At 57.5% G+C, this 1,294-nt stretch carries 1 protein-coding gene; it reads left to right on the top strand.

Features of this window, described 5'->3' with window-relative positions:
• On the top strand, positions 1-1,294 hold a 1,294-nt coding region (locus tag J8847_RS23995), incomplete at both ends, for an IS4 family transposase (RefSeq protein WP_229513196.1).

Raw genomic sequence — 1,294 nt, 5'->3', positions numbered from 1 at the left:
GCTCCATTTTCTCGTGCAAGCCCAAGAGAACCCGGATTGGGCTCGTATGGGGCAGCACTTGCCATACGAGTGGATCGAACAGGCGGTTGCTTACACAGGCAAAGCGAGTATCCGGCAGCGGCGCCTGCCGGCAGAGCAAGTCGTGTGGCTGGTCGTGGCCCTGGCGCTGTATCGTCACCAGTCCATCAGCGAAGTGGTTGACGACCTGGATCTGGCCTTGCCGGATTCGCAAGCACCTTTCGTCAGCAAAAGTGCGGTCGCGCAAGCACGGCAGCGCCTGGGCGCCGAGCCTTTGCGGGCATTGTTTGAGATATCGGCGAAGGCGTGGTCGGAGCAGGATCGCAAGCAGTATCTGTTCAAGGGCCTGAGTCTGTTTGCACTGGACGGCACGACCTTGAAAACTGCCGATACGCCAGAGCATCGCGAGCATTTCGGTGAGCAGGTTTATCCCAGCGGCCGGATTTCCAGCTATCCGCAAGTGCGTGGCGTGACCTTGACCGCGGTGCCGACCCACTTGATCCGCGATGCCAAGTTCGGTCCTTATGGGATCAACGAGATGCTCTACGCAAAAGAGCTGCTTGCATCGATTCCGGACAATTCTCTGACTGCATTCGATAAGGGCTTTCTGTCAGCAGAGATTTTGTGTGGCTTGATCAATGGTGGAACTAACCGCCACTTCATCATTCCAGCCAAGGCCAACACCAAATGGGAAGTGGTCGGCGGTACACCCGGCGATGCCGTCATCGAGATGCGCGTATCACCGCAGGCACGCAAGAAATGCCCCGATCTGCCTGAAACCTGGCGTGTCCGCGCCATCACGATCATCGACCAAAGCGCGCGCAAACACATCCTGCTGACCTCGCTATTTGACGCCAAACGCTATACCGCCAAGGATGTCGCCGCCTGCTACACGCAACGCTGGCAGATCGAGACGAGCTATCGTGAATTGAAGCAGACGATGATGGGTATGGCGCTCACCCTGCGCAGCCGTACCGTCGAAGGTGTCTACCAGGAAATCTGGGGATTACTTACCGCCTACAATCTGATACGGCTCGAGATCGCCAAGGCAGCATTAGAAGTGAAGTGCGAGCCGACCGAAATCAGTTTCATCCGCGCGTTCCACGTCATCCAGTACGAACTGCATTGGGCAGCCGTAACCCGTGCATACGGCAAATTGCCCGCTCTGATGCAGCGCCTGCGCAAGCGCTTGGTGATGCTCTTGAATGAAGAACGGCCCGGTCGAAAACTCGACCGGGCCGTGAAGGCCTTACCTCATCGTTACACCGTTCGTGTC

This window comes from Massilia sp. AB1, from assembly GCF_018119385.1.
In the GTDB taxonomy this organism is placed as follows: domain Bacteria; phylum Pseudomonadota; class Gammaproteobacteria; order Burkholderiales; family Burkholderiaceae_D; genus Telluria.
This window is presented reverse-complemented; position numbering and strand designations above follow the sequence as displayed.